Source organism: Hugonella massiliensis, from assembly GCA_001486445.1.
Classification (GTDB): Bacteria; Actinomycetota; Coriobacteriia; order Coriobacteriales; family Eggerthellaceae; genus Hugonella; species Hugonella massiliensis.
The window spans coordinates 480802-505384 of sequence record LN908986.1; the positions used below are offsets into that span (position 1 = coordinate 480802).

The 24583-nt window shown below is 65.7% G+C and carries 21 protein-coding genes; 13 read left to right on the top strand and 8 right to left on the bottom strand.

The genetic code is table 11. The annotated features are described in order from the left end of the window. Positions 1–21: 21 nt before the first annotated feature. The 8 genes from BN3270_RS04675 (at position 22) to BN3270_RS04710 (ending at position 10112) form a co-directional block, all read left to right on the top strand. Positions 22–996, top strand: coding sequence for a LysR family transcriptional regulator (locus BN3270_RS04675; protein WP_058986001.1), 975 nt, complete (start codon positions 22–24; stop codon positions 994–996). Then, positions 993–1952 carry a DMT family transporter gene (locus tag BN3270_RS04680; protein WP_058986002.1) on the top strand — a complete coding sequence of 320 codons (960 nt, stop codon included), beginning with the start codon at positions 993–995 and terminating at the stop codon, positions 1950–1952. The genes BN3270_RS04675 and BN3270_RS04680 overlap by 4 nt, the downstream gene beginning before the upstream one ends. A gap of 1 nt (position 1953) precedes the next feature. Beyond that, positions 1954–2571, top strand: coding sequence for a class I SAM-dependent methyltransferase (locus BN3270_RS04685; protein WP_058986003.1), 618 nt, complete (start codon positions 1954–1956; stop codon positions 2569–2571). Positions 2572–2804: 233 nt separating this feature from the next. Further along, positions 2805–3320, top strand: a complete 516-nt coding sequence (locus BN3270_RS04690; protein ID WP_058986004.1) for a gamma-glutamylcyclotransferase family protein — start codon at positions 2805–2807, stop codon at positions 3318–3320. 236 nt (positions 3321–3556) lie between these two features. After that, on the top strand, positions 3557–3982 hold the full coding sequence (locus BN3270_RS04695) for a hypothetical protein (protein WP_058986005.1): 426 nt from the start codon (positions 3557–3559) through the stop codon (positions 3980–3982). Positions 3983–4256: 274 nt separating this feature from the next. Further along, the gene (locus BN3270_RS04700) at positions 4257–7982 is read left to right on the top strand and encodes a phosphoribosylformylglycinamidine synthase (protein WP_058986006.1); all 3726 of its coding nucleotides are present in this window, start codon (positions 4257–4259) and stop codon (positions 7980–7982) included. A gap of 186 nt (positions 7983–8168) precedes the next feature. Beyond that, positions 8169–9518, top strand: coding sequence for an urease accessory protein UreH domain-containing protein (locus BN3270_RS04705; RefSeq protein ID WP_058986007.1), 1350 nt, complete (start codon positions 8169–8171; stop codon positions 9516–9518). A gap of 12 nt (positions 9519–9530) precedes the next feature. Beyond that, positions 9531–10112, top strand: coding sequence for a Fe-S-containing protein (locus BN3270_RS04710; RefSeq protein WP_058986008.1), 582 nt, complete (start codon positions 9531–9533; stop codon positions 10110–10112). Between the two features lie 125 nt (positions 10113–10237). Here BN3270_RS04710 and BN3270_RS04715 read toward each other — a convergent pair whose 3' ends face one another. From BN3270_RS04715 to BN3270_RS04735, 5 genes are all read right to left on the bottom strand, one after another. Beyond that, positions 10238–10819 (bottom strand): xanthine phosphoribosyltransferase, encoded by a 582-nt coding sequence (locus BN3270_RS04715; RefSeq protein WP_058986798.1) that lies wholly within the window; start codon positions 10817–10819, stop codon positions 10238–10240. Positions 10820–10915: 96 nt separating this feature from the next. Further along, positions 10916–11473 carry a hypothetical protein gene (locus BN3270_RS04720; protein ID WP_058986009.1) on the bottom strand — a complete coding sequence of 186 codons (558 nt, stop codon included), beginning with the start codon at positions 11471–11473 and terminating at the stop codon, positions 10916–10918. 92 nt (positions 11474–11565) lie between these two features. Continuing rightward, positions 11566–13491 carry a heavy metal translocating P-type ATPase gene (locus BN3270_RS04725; RefSeq protein WP_058986010.1) on the bottom strand — a complete coding sequence of 642 codons (1926 nt, stop codon included), beginning with the start codon at positions 13489–13491 and terminating at the stop codon, positions 11566–11568. A 43-nt stretch (positions 13492–13534) separates the two neighbouring features. Then, on the bottom strand, positions 13535–13753 hold the full coding sequence (locus tag BN3270_RS04730) for a heavy-metal-associated domain-containing protein (RefSeq protein WP_058986011.1): 219 nt from the start codon (positions 13751–13753) through the stop codon (positions 13535–13537). Between the two features lie 53 nt (positions 13754–13806). Continuing rightward, positions 13807–14094 (bottom strand): ArsR/SmtB family transcription factor, encoded by a 288-nt coding sequence (locus BN3270_RS04735; RefSeq protein WP_058986799.1) that lies wholly within the window; start codon positions 14092–14094, stop codon positions 13807–13809. A 590-nt stretch (positions 14095–14684) separates the two neighbouring features. Between BN3270_RS04735 and BN3270_RS04740 the strand changes: the two genes are divergently transcribed. Continuing rightward, positions 14685–16688 (top strand): oxidoreductase, encoded by a 2004-nt coding sequence (locus BN3270_RS04740; RefSeq protein ID WP_058986012.1) that lies wholly within the window; start codon positions 14685–14687, stop codon positions 16686–16688. Between the two features lie 259 nt (positions 16689–16947). Beyond that, the gene (locus BN3270_RS04745; RefSeq protein WP_058986013.1) at positions 16948–18069 is read left to right on the top strand and encodes a 5-methyltetrahydropteroyltriglutamate--homocysteine S-methyltransferase; all 1122 of its coding nucleotides are present in this window, start codon (positions 16948–16950) and stop codon (positions 18067–18069) included. 78 nt (positions 18070–18147) lie between these two features. Here the strand turns inward: BN3270_RS04745 and BN3270_RS04750 are convergent, their stop codons facing one another. Next, positions 18148–19503, bottom strand: coding sequence for a sodium-dependent transporter (locus BN3270_RS04750; protein ID WP_058986014.1), 1356 nt, complete (start codon positions 19501–19503; stop codon positions 18148–18150). A 179-nt stretch (positions 19504–19682) separates the two neighbouring features. Here BN3270_RS04750 and BN3270_RS04755 point away from each other — a divergent pair, with 179 nt between their 5' ends. The 3 genes from BN3270_RS04755 (at position 19683) to BN3270_RS04765 (ending at position 22902) form a co-directional block, all read left to right on the top strand. Then, positions 19683–20885, top strand: a complete 1203-nt coding sequence (locus tag BN3270_RS04755; RefSeq protein ID WP_058986015.1) for an iron-containing alcohol dehydrogenase — start codon at positions 19683–19685, stop codon at positions 20883–20885. 218 nt (positions 20886–21103) lie between these two features. After that, entirely contained in the window at positions 21104–22042 is a 939-nt protein-coding gene (locus BN3270_RS04760) for a 3-hydroxyacyl-CoA dehydrogenase (protein ID WP_058986016.1), read from the top strand. 266 nt (positions 22043–22308) lie between these two features. Next, positions 22309–22902 (top strand): hypothetical protein, encoded by a 594-nt coding sequence (locus tag BN3270_RS04765; RefSeq protein WP_058986017.1) that lies wholly within the window; start codon positions 22309–22311, stop codon positions 22900–22902. A gap of 89 nt (positions 22903–22991) precedes the next feature. Here the strand turns inward: BN3270_RS04765 and BN3270_RS04770 are convergent, their stop codons facing one another. Then, positions 22992–23861: a bifunctional 5,10-methylenetetrahydrofolate dehydrogenase/5,10-methenyltetrahydrofolate cyclohydrolase gene (locus tag BN3270_RS04770; RefSeq protein ID WP_058986018.1), complete on the bottom strand. Its 870-nt coding sequence runs from the start codon at positions 23859–23861 to the stop codon at positions 22992–22994. Between the two features lie 21 nt (positions 23862–23882). After that, positions 23883–24512 carry a cyclodeaminase/cyclohydrolase family protein gene (locus BN3270_RS04775; protein ID WP_148335485.1) on the bottom strand — a complete coding sequence of 210 codons (630 nt, stop codon included), beginning with the start codon at positions 24510–24512 and terminating at the stop codon, positions 23883–23885. Positions 24513–24583: the final 71 nt, after the last annotated feature.

A 24583-nucleotide genomic window follows, 5' to 3' on the forward strand; every position in this document is an offset into this window, starting at 1 on the left:
CCCAGCAAGAAAGGAGCGCGCATGCAACTTCAGCAACTCAGGTACCTCATCGCCGTCGCCGAATGCGGTTCGCTCCGTGCCGCCTCGAGCAAGCTGTTCGTGTCGCAATCGAGCATCTCGGTTGCCGTGAAAGAGCTCGAGCAGGAAACATCCACCCAGATCTTCGAGCGCACGAGCCACGGCATGATCCTCACGCCCCCGGGCATCGAACTGCTCGGCTACGCCAAGCAGATCATCGAGCAAGCAGATCTCATGGTGTCGCGCTACGGGGGAGGCGGGCCCGCCCGCGAGGCGCGCTTTTCGGTATCGTCCCAGCACTACATCGTGATCGTCGACGCCTTCAGCGACTTCCTCGCCGCCCACCGCGCCGACGACCCCAGCTCGTTCACCCTGCGCGAAACCTACACGTCCGACATCGTGAGCGACGTGCAAAAGGGCTTGAGCGACTTGGGGGTCATCTATCTGAGCAACTACAACGACCGCGTGATGAAGCGGATGCTCGACAACGCGGGGGCCGAATTCACGTCCCTGTTCGTGGCGACCCCTCACGTGTTCGCGAGCGCGACGAGCCCCTTGGCCGCACGCGCCTCGGTGCGCCCCGAAGAGCTCGCCGGCCTGTGCCGGTTCACCCACGAGCAGGGGGCCGAATCGTCTGCCTACTACTCCGAAGAGCCCCTCGAGGCCATCCCGCACACGCGCAACGTCCTGTTCAGCGACAACGGCACGCTTGCAAGCGTGCTCGCCCGCCATGACGACGCCTACACGATCTTCACCGGGGTCTTTCCCGAAGGGCAGGGCATCGCGTCGGTGTCCCTTGAAACCGACGAGGTCATGAACGTGGGCTACATCAAACGGGCGGGGGCGCCGCTCACCCCCCTAGCCGACGAGTTCCTCGCCCTGGCGAGCGAGCGCATCTTCGCGCACACCGACATCGTCGAGCCCTCGTCGGTAGCCTTCGACTACCACTGTCGCCGCGCCGAAGGGAGCACACGATGAAACGCACGGGTTCCTCCCAGGTGCGCGGCGTCTTGCTCGCTCTGCTCGGAGGCATGCTCTGGGGCTTTTCGGCCTCCTGCGCACAATTCATCTTCGCCACGGAGGGCGCCGACCCCATCTGGGTGACCGCCATGCGCATCGTCGTCGCGGGTGCGGTGATGATGCTCATCGCCGCCGTCAAGCTGGGCCCCCGCGTGCTGGCCCCCATGCGCAGGCCCAAAGACATCGCCCGTGTCGCCGCCTTTTCGGTATTCGGCCTGTCGTTCACCCAGTTCAGCTACCTGATGACGATCGACGCCTCCAACGCCGGCACGGCCACCATGCTCGAATACGCCGGCCCCGTGCTCGTGATGCTGATCGTCTGCCGTCGCCAGCACCGCCTGCCGAGCAAGCGGGAGCTCGCCGCCGTGGTCTGCGTCGTCATAGGCGTCTTCTTCCTCGCCACCCACGGCGACCCCACCCAGCTCACCCTTACCGGACGCGCCCTTATCTGGGGAGGCATTTCGGCCCTGTCGATGGTCTTCTACACCCTTCTGCCCGAGCCCCTTCTGCGCACCTACGACAACCTGGCTGTGCTCGCCTGGGCGCTCGTCATCGGCGGAGTCATGATGGCCGTCTGGCAGCACCCCTGGACGAGCGCCCCCGCGATGGCCCCGTCGGGCTGGATCGCACTCATCGTTGGGCTCACCCTGCTCGGCACGGTCGCCGCCTTCGCCTTCTACTTCCGCGCCCTCTACCTGATCGGGCCCTCGCGCACGAGCATGCTCGCCAGCGTCGAGGTGGTCACGGCCACCGCCTGCGCCGTCCTCTGGCTGGGCACGCCCTTTGCCCCCATGGACCTCGTAGGGCTTATCTTCATCATGGCCACGGTCTTCCTGCTCTCGCAGAAAGACCAGGTCGAGGGAGCTCCCCACTACACGCAAATCAAGAAACCCACGCAAACGCAAGGAGCCTAACATGTCCCAGCAACAACCATCCGACGCCTACCTGCGCAACGCCGCCAAACCCCAAGGAGCCATGGGCGAAGAGGTGCTCACGCGGATGAACGAGCACCACCGCGACCTGGCCGACTGGGCCTTCCAGCACGTGCACGTGCCCACCTACAGCCGCCTGCTCGACATAGGCTGCGGCGGCGGAGCCAACCTGCAGCGCCTGCTCGCCCAATGCCCCGACGGCGTCGTCGAAGGCGTTGACTACTCCCCCACGAGCGTCGCCCTTTCCACGAAGAACAACCGCACGAGCGTCAATGCAGGCCGCTGCATCGTGACCCAGGGCGATGTGGGCGACCTGCCCTACCCCGACAACCGCTTCGACTTCGCCTGCGCCTGCGAGACCGTCTATTTCTGGCCCGACCTGCAGGGAGCCTTCGACGAGGTGCAGCGCGTGCTGCGGCCCGGCGCCCAGTTCCTCATCATCTGCGAGATGGGCGACCCCGACGACCCGCGTTTCGCCGACGCCGATTTCATCACCGTCTACACGGGAGAGGACCTGCGCGACGCCCTGCAGGACGCCGGCTTCCAAAGCGCCGTCCTGCGCACCCAGGGAGACTGGTTCTGCATCGTCGCAACGGTGTAAAAGGCCTGTTCAGAGCTTCGTTTTTCCGCTATCTGACAAATAGATAACTCCGCTGCGAAAACGCCCATAGCCCCTCGCATTGCCCCCGGCCCCGCGTCGTGGTTGTATAGACCTCGGCTCCGCGGGGCCACCGGCGTTGCGCAAACTCGGCACCGGCATCCGCTTCCGCGAGCCGTCACACACAAGGAATGACGCACCGCTCGGCTGCAAGAACAAGGGAAGGCGGGAACGCAATGGCACGCAAGCTGTACTTCGCATACGGTTCGAATCTGGACTTCGACCAGATGGCCCATCGCTGCCCCGGGGCCGAATACCTGGGCGTCGCCACCCTGCCCGACCACGCACTGAAGATGGATTCCGCCGGCTTCGCCACCGTGGTTCCCAATCGGGGAAGCCACGTGCAGGGGGCCCTATGGGATCTTTCGGCCGCCAACGAAGAGAGCATGGACGGCTACGAGGGCATCGCCACGGGCTGCTATGAAAAGACTGAAGTAGGCGTCACCTACGCCGGCGACCCAGCCTTCGACGGCGCTCACGCCTTCAGCAGCGCCTACGGCTACGGCGAAGGCGAGGCCGCCGGCCTCACGCTCGACGCGATCATCTACCTGTCGACCCGCCCGCCCTTCGGCGACACCACCTGGCGCGAGGACTACCTGGAACGGGTGCGCAAGGGCGCCGCCCACCTTTCGCTCGACGCGAGCACGCGCGCCCAGCTCGACCGCATCAGCCTGGAAGCCAAGAACAACTAGGCGCCGCGCCGCGCAACCGCGCGCAACCCCACGCCGCCCCGCGCCCGCACTCCTTGCGCCCCGCGGGCGCCATCCACACCGCGCCGCGCATTCTTGGAAAACCCGCCCCTTCGATTGCATTTTTCAATCGAAGGGGCGCTTTGCGTCCCAAAGCGCCCGGGCGCACGCCCTCCGCTTGCCGCGTACGCTAGAATGAACCGCGTGTGCAAACTCCCAGAAGAAAGCGGCACGGGCTTATGGCCAAGAAACAAACGTTCACCGGCGACGAATCAGACGAAGAGCTCCTTTCCGCCTACCGCGCGCAAGAGGATGCGTCCTACGAACGCAACAAGCTTTTGCGCAACATAGGCTCGGCCGTGATCGTCGTGGGCCTTTTGGTCTACCTGCTCGCCCCCGGCGAGCCCTTCGACGTGTGGAAGAGCGTCCTGCTCATCGTTCTCTTCGCCGGCATCATGGCGGTGACCTACTGGCAGCAGAAGGTACGCGAATATGTGGTCAACCACCGCGACCCCCGTCTCTACGACGCCGACGGCCGCTACCACCGCGAATGGGAAAAGCTCGGCGAACAGGAGCTCGCCGCCCAGGCCGAAGCCGGCGCCCACAAAAACGCCCCCAACCGCAACCAGAAGAACAAGGGCAAAAACAAGAGAAAGAAACGCTAGCCGCACGCGCCGCCTTCGGGCGGCGCTTTTCGTTGCAGGGCGAACGAGCGCTCGCCGCAACGCCGTAACCAGGCCGCGCCGCCTTGGGGCAGCGCTTTTCAGGGGGCGCCCCTCAACCGGCGGCCACGTGCGCCCCCCTCGCCCCGCGCGCGGCGCGCGTCCACCCGCGCGCAGATTCCCTATCGCCTGCGGCCCGCCCCATCCGCACGTCCCGCAGGCGTTTGTATAATGTGGGCACACACAGCAACGCACGCTCAAAGGAAGGCGGAACTTCATGGTTTCTCGCGTGTACGTGGAAAAGAAAGCGGGCTTCGACGTGAAAGCGCAGCAGTTGCGCCACGAGCTCACGTCTATCCTGGGCATCACGGGCCTCACCGGCCTGCGCCTTATGAACCGCTACGACGTCGAAGGCATCAGCGACGACCTGTTCGCGCGCTGCGTTCCCACCGTCTTCAGCGAACCCCCCGCCGACAACGTCTACGATGACCTGCCCGACCCCCAGGGCGCCGCGGTCTTCGCGATCGAAGCCCTGCCTGGCCAGTTCGACCAGCGCGCCGACAGCGCGAGCGAATGCATCCAGCTCATCAGCCAGGGCGAGCGCCCCGCCGTGCGCAACGCCCAGGTCTACTATCTGGAAGGCGACCTTTCCGAAGCCGATGTGGCCGCCATCAAGCACTATCTGATCAACCCCGTAGAATCGCGCGAGGCCTCGCTCGACCCTGTCGACACCCTCACCGCCAAGCAGCCCGCCCCAGGCCCGGTCGAAGTGCTCGCCGGCTTCAACGAGCTCGACGAGGACGGCCTGCGCCGCTTCCTTTCCGACCGCGAGCTCGCCATGGACTTCGCCGATATCGCCTTCTGCCAGCAGTACTTCAGAAGCGAACAGCGCGACCCCACGATCACCGAAATCAAGATGATCGACACCTACTGGTCGGACCATTGCCGCCACACCACCTTCGGCACCCACCTCACCGACGTCGAAATCGACGACGAAACCGTGCAGGCCGCCTTCGACAGGTATCTGGCTATGCGCCGCGAACTCGGCCGCGACGACCGCCCCGTGAGCCTCATGGACATGGGCACGATCGGCGCCAAGTACCTGAAGAGCAAGGGCATCCTCAAGCATCTCGACGAATCGGAAGAGATCAACGCCTGCACCGTGAAAGTGAAGGTCGACGTCGACGGCGAGGACCAAGACTGGCTCTTCCTCTTCAAGAACGAAACCCACAACCACCCCACCGAAATCGAGCCCTTCGGCGGCGCGGCCACCTGCATCGGCGGCTGCATCCGCGACCCCCTGAGCGGGCGCAGCTACGTCTACCAGGCCATGCGCGTCACGGGCGCGGCCGACCCCACGGTACCCGTTTCGCAGACCATGGAAGGCAAGCTGCCCCAGCGCAAGCTCGTGACCACCGCCGCGGCCGGCTATTCGAGCTACGGCAACCAGATCGGCCTTGCCACCGGCCAGGTCGACGAGCTCTACCACCCTGGCTACGCGGCCAAACGCATGGAAATCGGCGCCGTGGTCGCCGCCACACCGGCCGACCACGTGGTGCGCGAAGAGCCCCAGCCCGGGGACGTGGTCGTTCTCTTGGGCGGCCGTACCGGCCGCGACGGCATCGGCGGCGCCACCGGCTCGTCGAAGGCCCACAACGTCGAATCGATCGAAAAGGACGGCGCGGAAGTCCAGAAGGGCAACGCCCCGGTCGAGCGCAAGATCCAGCGCCTCTTCCGCCGCGGCGAGGCCACCCGCCTCATCAAGCGCTGCAACGACTTCGGCGCGGGCGGCGTGTCGGTGGCCATCGGCGAGCTGGCCGACAGCCTCTACATCGACCTCAACAAGGTTCCCAAGAAGTACGACGGCCTCGACGGCACCGAACTGGCCATTTCCGAAAGCCAGGAGCGCATGGCCTGCGCCATCGCCGCCGACAAGGTCGACGAGTTCTTGGGCTACGCCCACGAAGAGAACCTCGAAGCCACGGTGGTCGCCAAGGTCACCGACACCGGCCGCGTGCGCATCGTGTGGAACGGCGACGACGTGGTCAACGTGAGCCGCGAATTCCTCGCGAGCAACGGCGCCACCCGCAGCCAGGCCGTCCATCTGACCGAAGACGAGGGCTTCGCGCCCCATTGGGACGGCGACACCCTGGCCGCGCGCATGGAAAGCCTCGTGTCCGACCTCAACGTCTGCTGCAAGCGCGGCCTTTCCGACCGCTTCGATTCGACGATCGGCGCAGCCACGGTCCTCATGCCCTACGGCGGCGCCCGCCAGCTCACCCCGACCATGGCCATGGCCGCCAAGCTCCCCGTGCCCGGCACCACGACGACCACATCGGGCATGGCCTGGGGCTTCAACCCCTACCTGATGGAAAAGAACCAGTTCACGGGCGCCTACCTTTCCGTGGTGGAAAGCGTGGCCAAGTTCGTGGCCGCCGGCTTCGAGCACAAGAACGCCTACCTCACCTTCCAGGAGTACTTCGAAAAGCTGCGCAATGTGCCCGAGCGCTGGGGCAAGCCCGCCAAGGCTGTGCTCGGCGCCCTCATGGCCCAGGTCGACCTGGGCATCGGGTCGATCGGCGGCAAGGATAGCATGTCCGGCAGCTTCGAAGACCTCGACGTCCCGCCGACGCTCGTGTCCTTCTGCACCGGCGTGGGCACCGTCGACCGCGCAACGAGCCCCGAGTTCAAGGGCGCCGGCCACCGCGTGATCGAAATCGCGCCCGCCTACGAAGAGGACGGCCTCACCCCCGACCCCGAAGACTTCCTGGCCGCCTGCGCGATCGTCGAAGAACTCATCGGCACGGACAGCGCCCTCGCGGTGAGCACGCCCGGCTACGGGTGCGGCGCCGAAGCCCTCTTCAAGATGTGCCTGGGCAACCGCCTGGGTCTTGCTTTGAACGACAACGAAGAGGCAGGCGACCTCTTCACCCCCAGCTACGGCACCTTCTACGTCGAACTCACCGACGACGCCCGCATCCCCGCCGCGCGCGGCAGCCTCTACGTGGGCCAGATCGGCACGACCACCGCGGCCTACACCTTCTGCGCCGCCGGCGAAGAGGTCTCGCTCGACGCGCTCGAGGCAGCCTGGATGGACACGCTCGAAGACGTCTTCCCCTTCCGCTCCACCGAAGAGGAGCCGGCCGTGGAAGCCGTGACGAGCGCCGACCACCTGCCCCTCGTCTACGACGGTGTGATCGCCCATCCGCGCGTCACGATCCCCGTCTTCCCCGGCACCAACTGCGAGTTCGATTCCGCCCGCGCCTTCGCGGCCGCCGGCGCCGACCCGCACACCTTCGTCGTGAACAATCTCACGCCCACAGCCGTCGCCGAAAGTGCCAAGCGCCTGGCCGAAGAGATTTCGCAGAGCCAGATCCTCATGATTCCGGGCGGCTTTTCGGGCGGCGACGAGCCCGACGGCTCCGCCAAGTTCATCGCGGCCTTCTTCCGCGCCCCCGAAGTGACCGAAGCGGTGCGCGACCTGCTGCAGAACCGCGACGGCCTGATCCTGGGCATTTGCAACGGTTTCCAGGCCCTCATCAAGCTGGGCTTGGTGCCCTTCGGCGACATCCGCCCCATGGACGTCGACTGCCCCACGCTCACCTTCAACACGATCGGCCGTCACCAGAGCGGCATCGTGCACACCCGCATCGCGAGCAACCTGAGCCCCTGGTTTGCCGCAGCCCACGTGGGCGACGTGCACACGATGGCGATCAGCCACGGCGAGGGCCGCTTCGTCGCCACCGACGAGGTGCTCGCCGACCTGCTCGCGCACGGCCAGGTCGCAACCCAGTACGTTGACGCCAACGGCATGCCGTCGATGGACCTTGCGGTCAATCCCAACGGGTCGGTGATGGCCATCGAAGGCATCACGAGCCCCGACGGCCGCGTCCTGGGCAAGATGGGCCACAGCGAGCGCGCCGGCGCGGGACTCTACCGCAACATCCCCGGCGCCGACGTCGAGCCGATCATCGCGAGCGGCGTCGCCTACTTCACCGATTAACGGGAACGGAACGCCCACGCACAACGCCCGATCGCCCACCAGCGGTCGGGCGTTTTTTCATGCGGCAAGATATCACCGCGCACGATGCCGCACTCTTAGAGAAACGATGAAGAGCCCCGTATACCCCCTATGGGTATACGGGGCTCTTCTATGATGGGGCGAAAGACCGAAGGGACCGGGAGAATCATGGCAACCACGTCTCTGCGCATAGACGGCATGTACTGCGACCACTGCGCGCGGACGGTCGAGAACGCCCTGTCCCAGGTGAAAGGCGTCGTTTCCGCCACGGTCGAAGGGCACGTCGCCCGCATCGAGCACGACGGCACGCTCTCCACCGCCCCCGGCCTCGAACGCGCCGTGGAAGCCGTGATCGACGCCGGCTACTTCACGAGCCCGGCGCACCGCGTCGACGGCGCGCACGCGGGCCGGCTTTCGGCCGCGGCCCACAACCGCCTGCTCAACGTCCTGCGTTTCGCCCTCCTCGTGGCAGCCGTCGTCGCCGTGGGCGCAGGCCTCAACGCCCTTGTGGGCTACAACATCTTCAACGCCATCCCCACGATCGACCAATCGATTTCCCTTCCCATGCTCTTCGCAACCGGCGTGCTCACCAGCCTCCACTGCCTGAGCATGTGCGGCGCGGTCAACCTGGCCGCCACCCAATCGTCGGCCCCGCGCGACCTGCGCGCCCCGCTCGCCTACAACCTGGGACGCCTTATCTCCTACACGTCCCTGGGCGCCCTTGCCGGCGCGCTCGGCGGCATCATCAGCCTCACGAGCACGGCGCAGATTGTCCTCATATCCGTCGCGGCCCTTGCGATGATCGCCCTGTCCTTGCGCATGGCGGGCATCGTCTCGCTGCCTGCGGTCAACCTTCCCGCCCTCGACCGCCTGCGCGCCGCGAGCACCCGCCGAGCGCGTCCGCGCGGGGCCTTCGTCGTGGGCCTGGCCAACGGCGCCATGCCCTGCGGCCCTCTGCAGGCCATGCAGCTCTACGCCCTCTCCACGGGCAGCCCCACCCTGGGCGCCCTGTCGATGTTCCTCTTCTGCCTGGGCACGATGCCCCTCATGTGCGCCTTCGCCTACGCGGCCGGTTGGCTGCGCGGCCGTGGGCGCGCGATCGTGGCCAACCTGGCCGGCGCCTTCATGTTCGTGCTGGCCCTGAGCATGCTCGCGCGCGGCCTTTCGATCGCCGGCGTCGACGTGAGCCAAGCGACCGCCCCCGCAGCCGACAGCTCCTTCGTTCAGGCGGAGCAAGCCGACGGCTACCAGCAGGTCGCCTTCGACCTCTCCTTCGACTCCTACGCCGACTTCCAGGTGACCGCAGGCGTGCCCGTGCGCATGGTCGTGCACGTCGACCCCGCCTACCTCACCGGCTGCAACAACGAGATCCTCATGCCCGCTTGGGGCATCGACGAAAAGCTCGAGCCGGGCGACAACGTCATCGAGTTCACGCCCACCGAAACGGGCGATTTCCCCTATTCGTGCTGGATGCACATGATCGGCAACACGGTGCGCGTAACCGACGCATCGTCATAGGAAAGGATGAACATGGTTCAGCTGAAGACCCCCGCCCGCCTGATTGCCTCCTGCGTAGCCGCCGGAGCCTTGGCCGCCGCGCTCAGCGCCTGCACGGTGCAGAGCGCCCAAACGTCCGGCGCCTCATCGCAAGCGCCCTCGCAGTCAAGCGCGGCGCAGTCATCGTCGTCCAAGGCGACGTCGAACGTGCAGCACACCTTCGAGACCGTCGTTCCGGACGAAAGCGGAATGGTCACGATCGACGAATCGCAGATCGGCGACGTGGCGACCTTCTACAACTACGATGCCAACGGGACGACCGTGCAGCTAATCGGCATCCGCGCGAGCGACGGCACCGCGCGTCTGGCCCTGAACACCTGCCAGTCGTGCAACCCCTCGCCCAACGCCTACTACGTGCAGCAAGACGACACGCTCATCTGCCGCAACTGCGGTCAGACCTTCTCCGCCGAAGACGTGGGCGCCCAGGCATCGGGCTGCAACCCCACGCCCATCAAGGGCCTCACCGAGCAGAACGGCTGGTTCATGGCGAGCGCCGATAACCTGAACGCCTACGCATCGAACTTCGCCAAGTGGGCGGGCCCCACGCAAGCCTAACGTTCCCAACGCAAAGCGCCGTCCGCTGTGACGACACCCTCCGTCCCCGTTGTCCCAGTGGGACCACGGGGACGGAGGGTGTCGTCACAATCGCGGCCGCCCGCCGGCGGCTTGGGTCATCGCCCCTAAGCCGAGCGGAAGAAGATTTCGCCGGTCCCCACATCCATGCGGTCGATCACCGCGAGCGAATCAACCCGCAGCCCCTGAGCGCGCAGCTCGGAGCCGCCGGGCTGGAAGCCCTTCTCTATCGCGATCGCCACCCCTTCGATAGCGGCGTCCGCCTGCCTGCAGATGTCCACGAGACCTTCCATCGCGCACCCGTTGGCCAGAAAGTCATCGACCAAAAGTACCCGATCGTCGGGCCCCAGATAACGGCGGGACACCATAACGTCGGCATCGCTGTTGTGCGTGTACGAATGCACGCGGGCCGTGTACATGTCGCCCGCCAGCTCTTTGCTCCAGCTGCGCTTGGCGAACACGACGGGAACGCCGAATTCCGCGCCCACGAAACAGGCGATCGCGATGCCCGAGGCCTCCACCGTGAGCACCTTGTTCACCTGCGCGTCGGCGAAATCCACGTGCCACTGCCGCGCCATCGCCTGCAGCAGGTCGGTATCTATTTGATGGTTCAAAAACGAATCGACCGCAAGCACCTTGCCCGGTCGTACCACGCCGTCCGTGCGGATGCGGTCTTCCAGCAGTTTCATCGCACGCATACCCCCTGAAGGCGCCCGTCCGCGCGCCCGAATCCCTCGCTTCTCTCAAGCAAGCAGTGTAGCGCACCGCAACGCACGGCCGAAAGCCTAGAGGAGCAAGACGAACGCGAGCGAGATCGCCCCCACGGCGACAAGCGGGCCGCAGCCGTCGGCGAAAGCCGCCCAACCTCGGAATCGATAGTAGAGCACGTAGCAGGCCATGCTGAAGAGGAAGGCGAGCGTCACAAGCAACGCCGGCACCCCTACGGCGAGACCCGCGCCAGCAGCACCGTCGAGCACGAACCACTCGAGCGCCGCCCACGCCACGATCAGGACGAGCTCGGTGGTCACCGGCCGCTTGAGCACCGCGCGGGTGACCGCAGCCAACGCCGCATAGGCGGCAAAGCCCACAAGCGCGACCACCGCACCTTCGACCGCATGCGGCAGACCGGCGGCGCTTCGGGCCAAGCCCACCGCACCCGCGCACCCGCACACGACAGCGGCCAGAATGAGCGCGACGCCGATCGCGCGCTCGGCTCCGCGGGGCTTTTCAGCACGCGGTCGGAAGAACATCGTCCACCAGGCAAGGTAGAGCGCCGCGCAGGCCGCCATCCACAGATGACCCTGCTCGATGCCTACCAGATATGTCGCCGCCATCGGATCCATAGCCCCATTGTAGCCGCGCACGGCGCCCGCGAAGCGAAAACGGGCCGGCCACCCGTGAAGGCGACCGGCCCGGCAAGCGCAGGTCTTGCGGCCTATTTCACCGTGAGCGCGCGCATGGCGTTCAAGATGGCGATGATCGCCACGCCCACGTCGCCGAACACCGCAAGCCACATGGTCGCGATCCCGATGAAGGGCAGGGCCAGAATCATGATCGCGATCTTCACGCCGATCGCGAACACGATGTTCTGCCACACGATGCCCATGGTCTTGTGCGAGATCTTCATGGCCTTGGCGATCTTGCTCGGCTTGTCGTCCATGAGGACCACGTCGGCCGCTTCGATCGCGGCATCGGACCCCATGGCTCCCATCGCGATGCCGATGTCGGCCCGCATGAGCACGGGCGCGTCGTTGATGCCGTCGCCCACGAAGGCGAGCTTGCCCGCGTCCGTCGTCTCGCCCAGAAGGCGCTCGACTTCCGCCACTTTGTCGGCGGGCAACAGCTGCGCGCGGTAGTCGTCGATACCGAGTTCGCCGGCCACGGCCTCCGCCACTTCTTCGCGGTCGCCGGTGAGCATGACGATGCGCTTGGCGCCGGCGGCGCGCAGGGACGCCACCGCCTCCTTGGCGTCGGGCTTGAGCATGTCGGCGATCACGATATGGCCTGCGTAGACCCCGTCGATGGCCACGTGCAGGATCGTGCCCACGAGTTCGCAGTTCTTCACGTCGATATGGGCCTCGTTCATGAGCTTGTCGTTGCCCACGAGTACCTTATGGGTGCGCACCAGGGCGGACACGCCGCGTCCCGAACGCTCTTCCACGTTCTCGATCTGGGTCTGATCGATCACGCCTTCGTAGCTCTCCCTCACCGACAGGGCGATCGGATGGTCGGAATAGGCTTCGGCGTGGGCCGCGTAAGACAGGAGCAGGTCGGGGTCGATATGGTCTTCGTTGTGCACCGCCACCACGCTGAAGGTGCCGCTCGTGAGCGTGCCCGTCTTGTCGAAGACAACCGTTTCGACGCGGTCGAGCGTTTCCATGTAGCTCGACCCCTTCACGAGCACGCCGATGCGGCTCGCCGCGCCGATGCCGCCGAAGAAGGACAGGGGCACCGAAATGACCAGGGCGCAGGGGCAGCTCACCACCAGGAAGATGAGCGCCGATTGCACGCTCGCCGTGAGCGTCTCGCCGAAGAAGGGGCTGGCCACGGCAATGAGGACGGCGAGCCCCACCACGATCGGGGTGTAATACCGGGCGAAGCGCGTGATGAAACGCTCGGTGCGGGCCTTCTTCTCGCTCGCGTTCTCCACCAGCTCGAGGATGCGGGACACGGTCGATTGGGCGTAGGGGGCCTTCACCTTGACGCGGATCACGCCGGTCATGTTGATGCAGCCCGAGATGGCCGCCACGCCGGGTTCGACCACGCTCGGCACGCTCTCGCCGGTAAGCGCGCTCGTGTCGAGCTGGCTTTTGCCTTCCACGACCTCGCCGTCGAGCGGGACGCGCTCGCCGGGCTTGACGACGATCACATCGCCCACGGCCACCGTCGCCGGATCGACCTGTACGAGATTGCCCTCGTCGTCCTCGACGTTGGCGAAGTCGGGGGCGATGTCCATCATGGCGGCGATCGACTTGCGCGTCTTGTTGGTCGCGTAGCTTTCGAACAGCTCGCCTACCTGGTAGAAGAGCATGACTGCCGCGCCTTCGGCCATATGGGGCTCAGCTTCGGGAAAGAAGACCAAAGCGAAGGCGCCGAGTGTGGCAATCGCCATGAGCAGGTTCTCGTCGAAGGGCTGCCGGTGGACGATGCCGTGCCAGGCTTTGGCGAGCACGTCGTAGCCGGCCAGCAGGTAGGGCACCAAAAAGAGGGCGAACTGGGCCCACAGGCCCCAGCCGGCGGGTAAGGCGTCGAAGACGTGCGCGACGTTGGCGAGCAGTTCGAGCACGAAAAAGATCGCAAGCGCGACAAGGATGCGCTTGAGGGTTTTGCGCTGCTTTTTCGTGAGGGCGTGCGTGTTCATGAAGGATCCTTTGCGTGCAAGCGGGGCGGGGGGCGGACGCCGGCTAGGCGAGCACCTCGCAGTCGGGTTCGATGTCGTCGAAGATCTTGATCGACTGCTGCAGGATGTCGTCGAACTTGTCGTCGTCGGCGTCGAGCGTGAACTTGAGCATCATCGCGTTGACGGAGGCGCTGTGCACGCCGTCGAGCTTTTCGATCTTGCTCTGAATCTTGGCCGCGCAGTTGGCGCAGATCTCACCGTCGAGCTTGATGACCTTACGCATGGGGGTTCCTTTCTCTGGAAGCTGATTAACGGTCGGGGGGGGGACGAGCGGCGCTATTCGCAGATGTGCGAAAGGCCTTGGGAAAGCATGGCGTAGACGTGGTCGTCGGAAAGCGCGTAGATGACCTGCTTGCCTTCGCGTCTGAACCGCACCAGATGGGCCTGCTTCAAGATGCGCAGCTGATGGGACACGGCGCTTTGGGACACGCCGCCCACGGCTTCCGCCAGATCGGACACGTTGAGGTCTTCGACCATAAGGGCGTAGAGAATCTTGATGCGCGTGGTGTCGGCGAAGACTTTGAAGAGGTCGGCCAAATCGTAGAGAACCTCTTCGTCGGGCATCTGGTCGCAGCAGGCCCGCCCGGGCGTGCGGGCCTCGCAGGCGTCGGTCGCGGGGACGACCGCCGCGTCGCCGTGTGCCGCCGGACGCTCGCCTTCGGCTGCGTCGGCAGCATCCGCCACGCGGTCGACGAAGTCTTCCCCATGGGAGATGCGCTCGGCGGAACGGACGAGGTCGGCCGCCGCGCGGGCCAGGGGGTCATTGACCGAATCGTCGGACATGTGCAATCCTTTCACTACATATGAGCATCTGTTCATATGTTGACTTCAGTATAGAGCTAGCGCGCCGATGGTCAAGCCCCGTAGAAGAGAATTCTGCACGCCGTGCGCGGGAACGGCACAGGTGCTGGGGCCGAGACATCGCGTGGAGCCGGCACCTCGCAGGGGGACGATGCACCGAGTAGAGCCAGCGCACCGGAATACGCCCACGCGCCACCCGCCCCTGCGCCGTTGAATGGGTTCGCCCCGTTCACGTGCCTTCTTTCAATAGATCGAACCCTCTCAAGTCCCCGTGCACGCGCCGTATAATCTCCCTGAGACGCACGCGAGCAATCGCATCGGGCACACCGTTTACTCTGGGAGAGAGGCGTTTCATGAAAGAAGACTACCCCACCACCTTCAGTCCCTTCACCCTGCGACGCATGACGCTGCGCAACCGCGTCGTCATGTGCCCCATGGGCAGCAACCTCGCCAAGGCATCGGGCGAGATCTCGGACGAGCACATCTCCTACTACGCCCAGCGCGCCAAAGGCGGCACGGGCATGCTCATCCTGGAAAACGTCTGCATCGACTACCCCATGGCGTCGAACGGCACAAGCCAGCTGCGCATCGACCAAGACTGCTTCATGCCGGCCCTCTACCGGCTCACCGACACGGTGCATAAATGGGGCGCGAAGATGTCGGTGCAGCTCAACCATGCCGGCGCCGCCACGATGGAATCGCGCATCGGCTGCCAGCCCATCAGCGCGAGCGACATCCCCAGCAAGCCGGGCGGCGAAGTGCCCCGCCCTATGACGCACGATGAAATCATGCACGTCGTTGAAAAGTTCGGCGAAGCCGCCCGCCGCGCGATCGCAGCCGGTTTCGACTGCGTGGAAATTCACGGCGGCCACAGCTACCTGCTCAGCCAGTTCCTCTCCCCGGTCACCAACCATCGCACCGACGAGTTCGGCGGCAGCCCCGAAAACCGCGCCCGGTTCGCGCGCCTGGTCACCGAAGAGGTGCGCCGCGCGGTCGGCCCCAACGTCCCCATCCTCATGCGCATCTGCGGCGACGAGTTCACCGAAGGCGGCAATACCCTCGACGACACGCTCGCCTACCTGCCCTACCTACCCGAAGTCGACCTGTTCGACGTGTCGGCCGGCTTGGCGGGCGCCATCAGCAAGCAGATCGACATGGACTTCTACCCCGACGGCTGGCGCAGCTACATGGCGCGCGCCGTGCGCGAAGCCACCGGCAAACCCACGATGACCATGGGCAACTTCCGCAGCCCCGCCGCCGTGGAACGCGCGCTCGCCTCTGGCGACGCCGACCTGGTGGGCATGGGCCGCGGGCTGATCGCCGAGCCCCAGTGGTGCCGCAAGGTCGCCGAAGGCCGCGAAGACGACCTGCGCAAGTGCATTTCCTGCAACATCGGCTGCGCCGGCCACCGCATCGGCTTGAACCAGCCCATCCGTTGTACGGTCAACCCCGACCTCATCCACAACGACGAGTACACGGCCCGCAGGGTTGAAAAGCCCTGCAACGTGGTCGTCGTGGGCGGCGGCACCGCAGGCGCAGAAGCGGCTTGCACGGCCGCCGAAGTGGGCTGCTCAACCGTGCTCATCGAAAAGGAAGACCAGATCGGCGGCCTCAACCTGCGCATTTCGGCCATTCCCGAAAAGGCCCGCATGCGCGACTTCCCCACCTACCTGCAGCACCGTGCCGCCAAGCTGCACAACCTGGCCGTCCTCACCGGCACCGAGGCGACGCTTCCGCTCGTCGCCGCCTTCAAGCCCGACATCGTGGTCAACGCCACCGGCGCCCACCCGCTCGAGCTTCCCATTCCCGGGCTCAAAGAGCTCGTCGACGCACCGGGCGGCCGCATCTCGAGCGCCTTCCGCATGCTCGACGAAATCGACAGCTACCCCGACGACATGACCGGATCGCGCGTGGTCGTCATCGGCGGAGCCGCCACCGGCATGGACATGATGGGCTTCTTCGGGGCCCGCGGCGCCCAGGTCACCGTCGCAGACCTCTCGCCCGCCTTCGGCATGCAGCTCGACCCCTGCAGCAAGAACGACGTAGCCGCAAAGCTCGACCGCTACCAGGTGCGCAAGCTCTACCACACGGGCCTGACCGAAGTGCGCCCCCGCTCCTTCGTGGTGAAAAAGCCCGACGGCGAGTTCGAAGAGCTGCCCTTCGACTACGGCTTCGTGGCCATGGGCATGCGCAGCTACCACCCCCTCCTCGACGATTTGGAAGCGCACTTCGCCGGCACCGATACGGTGGTCTACAACATCGGCGACAGCCAGCGAGCCCGCCAGATCATCCACGGCACCGAAGAAGGCCGCAACATCCTGCGCGTGCTCGAAGCCCACGGGTTCCTTACCGCCTAGCGCCCGCGTGCCGCATACGTATTCCACGTGCCCCGGAGGCATCGCCTTCCGGGGCACGTTTCGTCTGCGCGGTGCGTAACGGCAACCTATCTTCAAAAGAGATAATCCCGCATCGGAATTGCGCAGGACTCGTATCGACCGCGTGCGGGTACCCTCTATGCCAACGCATACACACGCGGCGCATCACCGGCGATACGTCAAGGGGACCAGACTTCTCTGACTCATCGCCTTCCGGGCGCGCTGCGGGAAAGGAACTCCCATGACCACCCTCACGCCTCCGTTTCGCTACGACATCGTCGGCAGCTTCCTGCGCCCCGCCGCGCTGAAGGAAGCCCGCGCCCAGTTCGCTGCCGGCACGATCGACCGCGCTCAACTTACCGCCGTGGAAGACGATGCGATCCGCGCCCTCATCGCCAAGGAAAAGGAAGCGGGCCTGCACGCCGTGACCGACGGAGAGTTCCGCCGCAGCATGTGGAGCCTCGATTTCCTCGTGGGCCTGGAAGGCGTCGACGAGGTGAGCGCCGACCACTGGTCGGTCGACTTCAAGGGGAACAAACCCAAAGGCCGCACCACGCTCATCACCGACAAGATCGGCTTCGGCGACCATCCCTTCCTCGACCACTTCCGCTTCACCAAAGAAGCCGCCGGCGACACGCTCGCCAAGCAGACCATCCCCAGCCCTGCCATGCTCCATCTTATGTGCTGCGTGCGCGAGGCCGCCTATAAGCCCATCGACCGCTACAAGGATGCCGATGCCCTCTTCGCCGACCTGGCGGCCGCCTACCGCGACGCCGTAGCCGCCTTCTACGACGCCGGCTGCCGCTACCTGCAATTCGACGACACGAGCTGGGGCGAGTTGTGCGATGCCGGCAAGCGCCAGGCCTACACCGACCGCGGCATCGACCTCGACGCCTTAGAGCGCACCTACGTCGAGCTCATCAACGAAAGCCTGCGCGACAAGCCGGCCGACCTGGCCGTCACCCTGCACAGCTGCCGCGGCAACTTCCGCAGCACCTGGTTCTCGTCGGGCGGCTACGACCCCATCGCGCCGATTCTCTTCCCCCACCTGAAGGTCGACGGCCTCTTCCTGGAATACGACAGCGACCGCGCCGGCGGCTTCGAGCCCCTGCGCTACATCGACGGCCAGCGCGTCGTGCTCGGCCTGGTCACGAGCAAGTCGGGCGAGCTCGAAGACCCCGCGACCGTGAAGGCCCGCATCCGAGAGGCCGCCGCAATCGTCCCCCTCGACCAGCTGGCCTTAAGCCCCCAGTGCGGTTTCTCGTCGACCGAAGAGGGCAACGTCCTTACCGAAGACGACCAGTGGAAGAAGCTCGGCCTGGTGCGCACCGTCGCGCGCGACGTGTGGGCCGACGCCGAATAGGCCGACCCCAAGCGGACAGACGGGCGCCCGCGCGGCCCGCGCACGAAGGCGCCGGTCGCGCGGGCGCCCGCTTGCACCCTACCCGATGCCGCCCAGGATCGTGCCGGCGACCAGCACGAACACGGTCACGCCGCAGAAGGCGTACTTGGCGAGTGGGTAGAAAGCCGGCGAAAGGGGCTTGGTGCGCCCGCGGTTGACCTCGCGCTTCCAATAATCGCGGCCCAAGACCCAGTAGAACATGACCGCCGCCAGGAAGGCGCCGATCGGGCACAGGTAGATCGAGCACACGTCCATCCAGGGCGACACGATGCCCTGGATGAGCAGGCTGGCCACCAGGCCCACCGCGCCTACCGCAAAGCAGGCTTTGGTGCGGTCGAGATGGAAGAATTCCTGCACGGTGGCGATGGGAGCCTCGTAAAGGTTGATCAGGCTCGTAAGGCCGCCGAAGAGGACGGCCGCGAAGAAGACGATCATCACGACGCTGCCGCCCGGCATGCCCGCGAAGAGGTTGGGCAGGTAGATGAACATGAGGCCGGGCCCGCCCGCCGAAAGCGTCTCGCCCGCCGTCGCCATCGCCGGGATGATCACGAGCGAAGCGAGCACGGCCGCCAGCGTGTCGAACACGGCCACGTATTTCGCGCTGTTGGGCACGTCTTCGGTATCGCTTAAGTAGGACCCGTAGATGAGCGTGCCGTTGCCGGCAACCGAAAGCGAGAAGAACGCCTGCCCCAGCGCGAACACCCACAGAAGCGGGTCGGCCAGACCGGCGGGGTCGAGCACGAACAGGTAGGCGTAGCCCGCGCCCGACCCCGGCAGCGTGCACACGTAGACCGCCAGCCCCACGAACAACACGAAGAAGAGGGGCATCATGACCTTGTTGGCCCGTTCGATGCCGCCCCCGACCCCGAAGATCACGATCGCGAAGGTCGCAAGGACCGCCACCGTCTGCCAGAAGAAGTTGTTCGTCGACACCTCGCCGAACAGGCTCGAGAACTGGCTCGCGTCGGTATAGCCGGCGGTGCCTCCCGCAAGCGCTGTAACCAGGTAGAAGAGGATCCAGCCCACGACCACCGAATAGCCGATCGCCATCGCCAGCGACGACGCCACCGGCAGCAGGCCCAAAAGCTCACCCGGGCGCTTCGATCCGAAGCGCGTCTGGGTCGCCATGCCGAAGGCGCCCACCGGCCCCTTGCGGGCCGCGCGGCCGAAGGCCATCTCGCCGATGACGCCCGTGCTCGCGATGAGCACGACGAAGATCAGGTAGGGAATAAGAAAGGTTGCGCCGCCGTAGGCCGACACGCGCGTGGGAAAGAGCCAGATGTTTCCCATGCCCACTGCCGAGCCGATACAGGCGAGGATGAAGCCCCGCCGCGACGTGAAGCTGTCGCGCCCCGTGCGCGGCGCAGGTGTTTCAAGGGAATCGGAATCTGCCATTCGCTACGCTCCTTCATCGTGTCATGCGCGTTCGCGCGCCCCCTGGGCCCGCAGCGCCTGGCCAGGCAAACGGACACGATTGTACCGTATATAATCGCAGCGACCCCGAAGCTCGGGCGCGCCGCGCCTTTGCGACACCGCACGGCTGCACCCCGGGCCCTCGACCCAAGGAGGCTCGCATGAACGATTTCATCTTCCAATCCCCCACGCGATTCGTATTCGGCCGCGGCTACACCGACCGGATCGGCGCCGAGGTCGCCGCGACGGGCGCGAAGCGCGCGCTCGTCATGTACGGCGGCGGGTCGGTCGTGCGCACGGGCACGCTTGCGCGCGTGGCCGCCTCGCTCGACGAAGCGGGCGTCGCCCACGAAGAATACGGCGGCATCCGTCCCAACCCCGAAGTGAACCAGGTGCGCGCGGCAATCGAGGCCGCCCGCACCTTCCAGGCCGACCTTATCCTGGCCGTAGGCGGCGGCAGCGTGATCGACGCCGCCAAGGCCACCGCCTTCGGCGTCCCCTACGACGGCGACGTGTGGGACTTCTGGTCGGGCACGAAAATCGAAGCCTGCCTGCCGATCGCCTGCGTCCTCACCATTCCCGCCGCGGGCTCCGAGGGTTCGAGCTCCTGCGTGATTTCCAACGACGAGCTCAACCTCAAGCGCGGCGTGAACGGCGACATCTTCCGCCCTGCCGTGTCGGTGCTCGACCCCGAGCTCACCTTTACCCTGCCGCCCTACCAAACGGCCGCCGGCGTGACCGACATGATCGTTCACATCTGCGAGCGCTACTTCAGCGGCGTGGGCCCTGTGCCCGTTACCGACAACATCTGCACGGGCCTCATCCGTGCGGTCATGCCCGCCGGCACGCGCGCGATCGAAGCGCCCGACGACTACGACGCGCGCGCCACGATCATGTGGACTTCGACGCTCGCCCACAACGACATCGCCGGCTGCGGCCGCAGCTCATCGCCCACCTCCCGCGCCGGCGGCTGGGAAAGCCATGGGCTCGAGCACGAGATTTCCGCCCATAACCCCGCCGTCACCCACGGCGCCGGCTTGGCCGTGATCATGCCCGCCTGGATGCGCTACGTCTGGCGCGAGGACCCGGCGCGCTTCCTCGCCTTCGCCAAGGACGTCTTCGACATCGAACCCGTCGACGAGGGCGAGGAAGCCGTCGCCGACGCTGTCGAGGCGACGATCGACGAGCTGCAGAACTACTTCGTCAGCCTGGGCATGCCCAAGACTTTGGGCGCGTTCGACGCCGTGCCCGCCGACGTCGATGCCTGGCTCGAAACGCTCGAACAGAACAAGGGGGCCGAATTCGGCGGCTTCCGTCGCCTGAACATGGACGACGCGCGCGCCATTTATCTATCCGCCTTCTAGCAATCCGTTGTTTACGGACATTGTCTCGTTTTCGTCCATATTGATTTTTCCCTTACTTTTGTTGGTTTTGCACCGTTTACGGGATTATGAATATTTTTCACCGGAAACGTGACTTTGTCCGTTATATAGATCCTGCTCCGTCCTACACTCGGACAAAGCAGACAACGACATCGCGGTCGCTGCCCACCGAGCCGCGACCCAATAGAAAGGGAGTTCCTATGGCGTTCAAGAACATCACCGTTGCCGGCGGCGGCGTGCTGGGGAGCCAGATTGCCTTCCAGACCGCTTACAAGGGATTCAACGTCACCGTTTGGCTGCGCAGCGAGGGGTCCATCGACCGCGCCAAGCCCAAGTTCGAACGCTGGCGCGACACCTACCTGGCCACCCTCGAAGCGATGAAGACCAACAAGGCGGCCTACGCCCGCGGCCTGGCCCCCTCGCCCGACCTGCCCGCCGAGGAAATCGACAAACTGAAGGCCCAGGTTCTGGCCGCCTTCGACAGCCTCACCTTCACCACCAGCTACGAAGAGGCCGCCAAGGACGCCGACCTGGTCATCGAGGCCATCGCCGAAGACCCCGCGCAGAAGACCGCCTTCTACCAGGAGCTTGCGAAGTTCCTGCCCGAAAAGACCGTGCTCGTCACCAATTCGTCGACCCTGCTGCCCAGCCAGTTCGCCGAAGCCACCGGCCGTCCGGAAAAGTACCTCGCCCTGCACTTCGCCAACGAGATCTGGCGCAACAACACCGCCGAGGTCATGGGGCATCCGGGCACCGACCCCGCCTACTACCAGCAGGTCGTCGAATTCGCCGACCAGATCGGCATGGTGCCCCTGCAGCTGCACAAGGAGCAGCCCGGCTACATCCTGAACAGCATGCTCGTGCCCTTCCTCACCGCAGCCGAGGCCCTCTTCGCCAACGACGTGGCCGACCCCGAAACGATCGACAAAACCTGGATGCTCGCGACCGGCGCGCCGGCGGGCCCCTTCCACATCCTCGACATCGTAGGCCTCGTCACCGCCTACAACATCGTCGTCATGAATCCGCAGGCCAAGGACCCCGCAACCACGCCCGGCAAGATTGCAGCCAAGCTGAAGAGCTACATCGACGCAGGCAAGACCGGCGTGAACGCTGGCGAGGGCTTCTTCAAATACAACTAAGCTCCGCATGCTATCGCGCACGGGGAGGCACGCCGCCAGGCGTGCCTCCCTTTTTTGTGCGCACGTGCGACGAAGATGCGCCCGAAGGCGGCAAGGCCAGAGCGGCGAATTGTGGAGACCCGCCGCTTCCGCAGCGCAGCCGTCGCTGCGCGTGGTACGCTCATTGAACAGGGCTTTCGTCCCGCTTCCACACAACAGACATGCGCCGCGCCTCATGCGCCTTACGCCAGGTTGCGCTTCGCGTTTTCAGAAAGGATTCACGCCTCTTGAACCAGTCGTCCGCAGCCACTGCCGCTCGTCCCGAAAAGATTAACTACGTCGACTGCCTCAAAGGGCGCGCGCCCGTACCGACCGACCCTATCGGCTTCTTCCTCTTCCATATCCTCATGGTGGGCGGCATGGTCACCTTCATGGCAACCTTCAACGGCGTCCGCCACGACGGTGTTGCCTTCCTGGCATACATGCACTGGTTCTACCCGCTCGTGTTCCTGTTCGCCTTCCTCTGGCGCCGCACGGTCGCCAACGCGATCACGGGCCGGCTCATTCCCCGCGTGATCGCGCCGCGCTTTTCCGGGACGAAAGGGGCGGCGGCCAAGTCCTTCGCTAACGTGACCTGCATGGCGCCCTTCGTGTGCCTGTGGGTCTCTCTCCTGCTCGAGGGCGCGAACTTCCTGGATTTCTACCTGTCGACGGTTTTCATTTCCTGGCCGTGCGCCGTTGCGGTCAACTTCTTCATCGTCGGCCCCCTCGTGAAGATGGTCTACAACAACCGCATCAAGCAGCGCACCGATGACGCGAGCCTCATCCACCGCCTCTCCCAGTGGGCCCGCCCTTGGGCTGGCATCCTGGGCTTGAGCTAGGCGACTGGCACTGATAAGGGCGGCCCCTTCGACGTTCGCAACGCATCGAAGGGGCCGCCCTTTTTCATATCCTCTGGTCCGCCGCCGCCCTACCGGCTCGTGCGACGCCCCGTCTGACGCTCGGCCGCGTCGACCACGTGCTTGCACAGAATGGCGCTCGTCACCGTGCCCAAGCCGCCCGGTACGGGTGTGATGGCCTCGACCAGGGGTTCTACCGTGGCGAAATCGACGTCGCCGCAGAGCTTGTGGGTCTCTTCGTCGAAGTTGATGCCCACGTCGACGACTACCTGGCCGCCCGATACGAATTCGGGCGTAATCGTGTGCGCATGCCCGGCCGCGACCACCAGGATCTCGGCGCGACGGCATTCCTCGCGCATGTCGGCCGTATGCGTGTGGCACATGGTGACGGTCGCGTTGCGTGCCTGGAGCATCATCGAAACCGGCTTGCCGATCACAAGTGACCGGCCCACGACCGTCACGCGCTTGCCGGCCAGCCCGATGCCGTAATGGTCGAGCGTCGCAATCACCGCTTCGGCCGTACAGGGAGGAAAGCCCGTGGCCTCGTTGGCGAAGACCCCGTAGAGGCTGCTCGGGGTGAGGCAGTCGACGTCTTTTTCCGGGTCGAGCAGGGCGCAGGCGGCCGCTTCGTCGAGCGTGCGCGGCAGGGGGCGCAGCATGAGGCACCCGTGCAGGTCGATGCTACGGTTGACCCCGGTGATGGTGCGCTCGAGCTCTTCTTGGCTGCAATCTTCGGGCAGGGCGAACAGCTTCACGCGCACCCCCGCCGCCTCGCAGCGCTTGCGGGCGCCGCGCTCGTAGGACAGGTCCGCCGGCTTTTCCCCTACGCGGATGATGGCCAGGGTCGGGGTGACCCCGGTCTCTTTCAACGACACGATACGGCGCTCGAGTCGCTCGTTGAGCGCTTCGACAACCGGTGCGGCTTTCAGAATCTGCGCCATTTCGGCCCCTTTCCGCAGGCGTTAGCCCTTGCGAATCGTATCGGTCACGCTCCCCGCGATGCGCTGCGCGCGATTGCGGTACATCGAGAGCATGTGATCGGCTTGCGTTTCCATATGCTCGGCGAAGGCGCGGTCGGCGAGCGCCGTCGTGTTGACGAAGACGTTGAGGCTGGCTGCCTCGAGCGCCGCGTAGCACAGGGTCGCCGCGCAGCCCACGTCGGAAAGCAGCATGCGGCTGCACTTCTGTTCCATTTCGTCGAGCAAGTCGATGGTAGCGCAGATGGCATGCATCATCGCAAGCGGCGGCTTGGTCGCGTTGCGCGTGGCCGCCTCGATGACGTCGGCGCGCACAGGGTCGTCCTTGGGGATGCCGTAGGCGCGCGCAAGGGGCACGAAGGCGTCGGCGTCGGCGTTCACCAGTTCGAGCAGTTCGTCGGAAAGGCGGTTGGCCTCCTTTACCATGCGCTTCACGTCGTCCTCCACGCTCGCGTAGCGCTTCTTGCCGATCGTGAAATTGCCCGCCATGCTGCACAGGGCGCTGCCGAGGGCGCCGGCCAGAGCCGCCACGGCACCGCCGCCGGGCGCCGACGAGCGCGAGGCCACGTCGGCCACGAATTCCACGCAGCTCTGCTGCGACATCTTATCTTCCATAGGTCCTTCACTCGCTCGGAAACACCGCATCGGCCGCATGCCCGCCGATGCGGGCGCGGCCGGCCTTTTGT

Bases quoted from the DNA above. Each gene is read 5' to 3' on its own strand.
- BN3270_RS04760 (WP_058986016.1), top strand. From the start codon at position 21,104: ATGGCGTTCAAGAACATCACCGTTGCCGGCGGCGGCGTGCTGGGGAGC.
- BN3270_RS04750 (WP_058986014.1), bottom strand. From the start codon at position 19,503: ATGGCAGATTCCGATTCCCTTGAAACACCTGCGCCGCGCACGGGGCGC.
- BN3270_RS04755 (WP_058986015.1), top strand. From the start codon at position 19,683: ATGAACGATTTCATCTTCCAATCCCCCACGCGATTCGTATTCGGCCGC.
- BN3270_RS04690 (WP_058986004.1), top strand. From the start codon at position 2,805: ATGGCACGCAAGCTGTACTTCGCATACGGTTCGAATCTGGACTTCGAC.
- BN3270_RS04725 (WP_058986010.1), bottom strand. From the start codon at position 13,491: ATGAACACGCACGCCCTCACGAAAAAGCAGCGCAAAACCCTCAAGCGC.
- BN3270_RS04745 (WP_058986013.1), top strand. From the start codon at position 16,948: ATGACCACCCTCACGCCTCCGTTTCGCTACGACATCGTCGGCAGCTTC.
- BN3270_RS04770 (WP_058986018.1), bottom strand. From the start codon at position 23,861: ATGGCGCAGATTCTGAAAGCCGCACCGGTTGTCGAAGCGCTCAACGAG.
- BN3270_RS04775 (WP_148335485.1), bottom strand. From the start codon at position 24,512: ATGGAAGATAAGATGTCGCAGCAGAGCTGCGTGGAATTCGTGGCCGAC.
- BN3270_RS04735 (WP_058986799.1), bottom strand. From the start codon at position 14,094: ATGCCCGACGAAGAGGTTCTCTACGATTTGGCCGACCTCTTCAAAGTC.
- BN3270_RS04705 (WP_058986007.1), top strand. From the start codon at position 8,169: ATGGCAACCACGTCTCTGCGCATAGACGGCATGTACTGCGACCACTGC.
- BN3270_RS04700 (WP_058986006.1), top strand. From the start codon at position 4,257: ATGGTTTCTCGCGTGTACGTGGAAAAGAAAGCGGGCTTCGACGTGAAA.
- BN3270_RS04695 (WP_058986005.1), top strand. From the start codon at position 3,557: ATGGCCAAGAAACAAACGTTCACCGGCGACGAATCAGACGAAGAGCTC.
- BN3270_RS04730 (WP_058986011.1), bottom strand. From the start codon at position 13,753: ATGCGTAAGGTCATCAAGCTCGACGGTGAGATCTGCGCCAACTGCGCG.
- BN3270_RS04680 (WP_058986002.1), top strand. From the start codon at position 993: ATGAAACGCACGGGTTCCTCCCAGGTGCGCGGCGTCTTGCTCGCTCTG.
- BN3270_RS04675 (WP_058986001.1), top strand. From the start codon at position 22: ATGCAACTTCAGCAACTCAGGTACCTCATCGCCGTCGCCGAATGCGGT.
- BN3270_RS04710 (WP_058986008.1), top strand. From the start codon at position 9,531: ATGGTTCAGCTGAAGACCCCCGCCCGCCTGATTGCCTCCTGCGTAGCC.
- BN3270_RS04720 (WP_058986009.1), bottom strand. From the start codon at position 11,473: ATGGATCCGATGGCGGCGACATATCTGGTAGGCATCGAGCAGGGTCAT.
- BN3270_RS04685 (WP_058986003.1), top strand. From the start codon at position 1,954: ATGTCCCAGCAACAACCATCCGACGCCTACCTGCGCAACGCCGCCAAA.
- BN3270_RS04740 (WP_058986012.1), top strand. From the start codon at position 14,685: ATGAAAGAAGACTACCCCACCACCTTCAGTCCCTTCACCCTGCGACGC.
- BN3270_RS04715 (WP_058986798.1), bottom strand. From the start codon at position 10,819: ATGAAACTGCTGGAAGACCGCATCCGCACGGACGGCGTGGTACGACCG.